The organism is Streptococcus parasanguinis (genome assembly GCF_001578955.1).
Classification (GTDB): domain Bacteria; phylum Bacillota; class Bacilli; order Lactobacillales; family Streptococcaceae; genus Streptococcus; species Streptococcus parasanguinis_U.
Genome location: NZ_KQ969689.1, coordinates 436,619 through 440,222, shown reverse-complemented (window position 1 = coordinate 440,222; position 3,604 = coordinate 436,619). Strand labels below are relative to the sequence as shown.

Here is a 3,604-nt window from a genome sequence, read left to right as displayed (position 1 = left end):
ACAGTAATGGCCTTGTTATCTAAAAACCATCTAAAAAACCAGGACATACTAAACTGTTTTTCTTTATTATCCACAGAGAACTCCTTTTCATTTCAATCTGTTTCTATTTTAGCATTTTTTGAGCGTGAAGTTACGAAAAAACTAGCAAAATAAGAAAGAAAGCCCCTCGCCTTTTCAACTAGCAATTGCCTTCCAATAGGACCTTTGATATAATAAACCTAACAAATCTTACGAGGTGACCTATGTCTCAAACTATTTATTTCGGTACCTATACCAAAAAAGAATCTAAAGGAATTTACAAGGCACAATTTGACCCTGAAACAGGGACATTGAGCCATCTTGAGCTAGTGGCAGCTGAGCCCAATCCAACCTATATCGCTTTTTCTGAAAAAGGCAACCTCTACAGTGTCGGAGCTGAAGAGGGTAAAGGAGGAATCGCAAGCTTTACAGCTGATTTTCAGCCGCTCAATCACGTTGTTGAAGAGGGGGCTCCACTCTGCTATGTCTCTGTCGATGACAAGCGTCAACTGGTCTATGGAGCCAACTATCACAAAGGCCAAGTTCTCGTATATAAGCTAGAGGCAGATGGACATTTGTCCTTTGTCGATCAAGACACCCACCAAGGAAGTGGTCCCCCATGCCAATCAAGCAAGTCCACATACCCACTATGCAGACCTTACGCCAGATCAGTACTTGATCACGTGTGACCTAGGAACAGACAGTTTGCATGTCTATGATGTCAGTGAGGAAGGAAAACTGACCCTGATCAATCAGTACCAAACAGCTCCAGGGGCAGGACCTCGTCACCTTGTTTTTCATCCCCACTATAAGACTGCCTATCTCATCAATGAATTAAATGCTACGATCGATGTGCTCTTTTATGACGGTATGGGTGAATTCGAACACTTCCAAACTGTTTCCACACTTCCATCAGACTACGATGGTCAAAAATGGGCTTCTGCGATCAAGCTCTCAGCTGATGGAAAATTCCTCTATGCATCTAACCGTGCTCACAATTCCATCGCTGTCTTCAAAGTTGTGGCTGATGGTAGCCTAGAACTCATTGAAATTGTTCCAAGTCAAGGCCTCAATCCACGTGATTTCACGCTTAGTCCTGATCAAAACTATTTGATCGCAGCCCATCAAGATTCACCTAATGCCACCGTCTTCAAACGAGATTCTGCTAGCGGAAAATTGACCCTTCTATCCGACGACTTCTATGTCCCAGAGGCCGTTTGTACGGTTTTTCATTAAGTCGTTTTAGTTGTCAAACCTCTAAAAAAATGATTGAATAGATGTGAAAAAGGTGCGAGCCTGACTTCACAACTTATATTTTAGGAGCCATAACATGAATCCATTGGACTTATTTAACCAAGTTAAAGAAATGATCGAAAAGAAGGATTTCGACGCTGCAAAAAAATTTGTTGATGACAACAAAGACAACCTCGGTGACTATCTTGAACAAGCCAAAGGGCTTGTTTCTGGAAATGAAATGGTCAGCGGTGCCTTGGACAAAATCAAAGGCTTGTTCTAATAGAACTACTCCTCAACACTTTAGTTGAGGAGTTTTTGTTTGAGCTGATCGCAAAAAAGATCCTTGAGAAAACTCAAGGACCTTTCTAGTCTAGTAAACTAGATTATTTTTTCAAGTTGTAGAATGATTTCAATCCACGGTATTCAGCTACTTCACCAAGTTGATCTTCGATGCGAAGCAATTGGTTGTATTTAGCGATACGGTCTGTACGTGAAAGTGAACCAGTCTTGATTTGTCCTGCGTTTGTTGCAACTGCGATGTCAGCAATTGTTGAATCTTCAGTTTCACCTGAACGGTGTGATACAACGGCAGTGTAACCAGCTTCTTTCGCCATTTCGATAGCGTCGAATGTTTCAGTAAGAGTACCGATTTGGTTAACTTTGATAAGGATTGAGTTAGCAGCACCTTCTTCGATACCTTTTTCAAGGTAAGAAGTGTTTGTTACGAAGAAGTCGTCACCAACCAATTGAACTTTACCACCAAGACGTTCAGTAAGAGCTTTCCATCCGTCCCAGTCGTTTTCATCCATACCATCTTCGATAGTGATGATTGGGTATTTGTTTACCAATTCTTCAAGGTAGTCGATTTGTTCAGCAGCAGTGCGGACAGCAGCTCCTTCACCTTCGAATTTAGTGTAATCGTAAACTTTACGTTCTTTATCGTAGAATTCTGATGATGCACAGTCAAATCCGATAAATACGTCTTTACCTGGAACATAACCAGCAGCTTCGATAGCAGCGATGATAGTTTCTACACCATCTTCAGTTCCGTCGAAACGAGGAGCGAATCCACCTTCGTCACCAACGGCAGTTTCAAGACCACGACCTTTAAGGATTTTCTTAAGTGCGTGGAAGATTTCAGCACCCCAACGAAGAGCTTCTTTGAATGTAGGTGCACCAGCAGGTACGATCATGAATTCTTGGAAAGCGATTGGAGCATCTGAGTGAGATCCACCATTGATGATGTTCATCATTGGAGTTGGAAGAACTTTAGTGTTGAATCCTCCAAGGTAGCTGTAAAGTGGGATTTCAAGGTAGTCAGCAGCAGCACGAGCTACAGCGATAGACACACCAAGGATTGCGTTTGCTCCCAATTTACCTTTGTTAGGAGTACCGTCAAGAGCGATCATTGCACGGTCAATAGCTTGTTGGTCACGTACATCGTAGCCGATGATTGCTTCAGCAATGATGTTGTTTACATTGTCAACAGCTTTTTGAGTTCCAAGACCACCGTAACGAGATTTGTCACCGTCGCGAAGTTCTACAGCTTCGTGTTCACCAGTAGAAGCTCCTGATGGAACCATACCACGTCCGAAAGCACCTGATTCAGTATAAACTTCTACTTCAAGTGTTGGGTTACCGCGTGAGTCTAGGACTTCGCGAGCGTAAACATCAGTAATAATTGACATTTCTTACTCTCCTTATTGAGTTATATTTTTTACTCCTCTATCATATCGTAATTAGGCTATTTTTTCAAGAAAAAACAAGGAAATCTACGAAAATTGAGAAGTTTTTAACAAGAAAACGGTTCCACTTTCTTTTTTCCTTCCATTTCCCTCCTTATTTAATTTTTTCGCATTCTTCTATTCTTCTGCTGCGCTTTATGCTATACTTAGCTTATGACAGATATTAATAAAACAATTTTAAAAAAAGCTGCTGGTCCTACTCGATTCAATCCGGATGAGCAGCGTCGATTTTTGGAGACTTATGAGGAGCGGGTGATTGCTTCATGCACCTTGGAGGAGGCAAGGGACAAGATTTACCTGGAGCAGTATTCGACAATCCTCACTGATATTTCAGAGCGCTTTCATCCTGTTTTGGTCAAGATCTCCCCAGCTTTAGATGAAAGCAGCCAGCTACAATATTTGAAAAAAACCAAGGATCTTGGTCTTGTGGCAAGCATCGTTTCGGATGACTGTCGCCATTCTCCATTTGGTCTCATCATCCATACTGACCACCCATCTGGAATTTCACCAACAGACATGAGTCTCCAGTATCCAAATTTATTTGAAAAGAAAAAAGAGACTGCCAGTCCAGAAAAGAAATCATTTTGGCAACGTCTCTTTAGCTA

The 3,604-nt window shown here is 41.7% G+C and carries 3 protein-coding genes and 1 pseudogene; 3 read left to right on the top strand and 1 reads right to left on the bottom strand.

The annotated features are described in order from the left end of the window. Nucleotides 1–242: 242 nt before the first annotated feature. A pseudogene (locus tag SPADD19_RS02060) lies at nt 243–1,254 on the top strand (lactonase family protein). A 94-nt stretch (nt 1,255–1,348) separates the two neighbouring features. Continuing rightward, entirely contained in the window at nt 1,349–1,534 is a 186-nt protein-coding gene (locus SPADD19_RS02055) for a hypothetical protein (RefSeq protein ID WP_003002861.1), read from the top strand. 103 nt (nt 1,535–1,637) lie between these two features. Here SPADD19_RS02055 and eno read toward each other — a convergent pair whose 3' ends face one another. Further along, nucleotides 1,638–2,942 (bottom strand): surface-displayed alpha-enolase, encoded by a 1,305-nt coding sequence (gene eno, locus SPADD19_RS02050; protein WP_003018962.1) that lies wholly within the window; start codon nt 2,940–2,942, stop codon nt 1,638–1,640. 210 nt (nt 2,943–3,152) lie between these two features. On the opposite strand from eno, the gene SPADD19_RS02045 reads away from it, so the two are divergent. Then, on the top strand, nt 3,153–3,604 hold a 452-nt coding region (locus SPADD19_RS02045; protein ID WP_061455070.1), incomplete at its 3' end, for a DUF1694 domain-containing protein.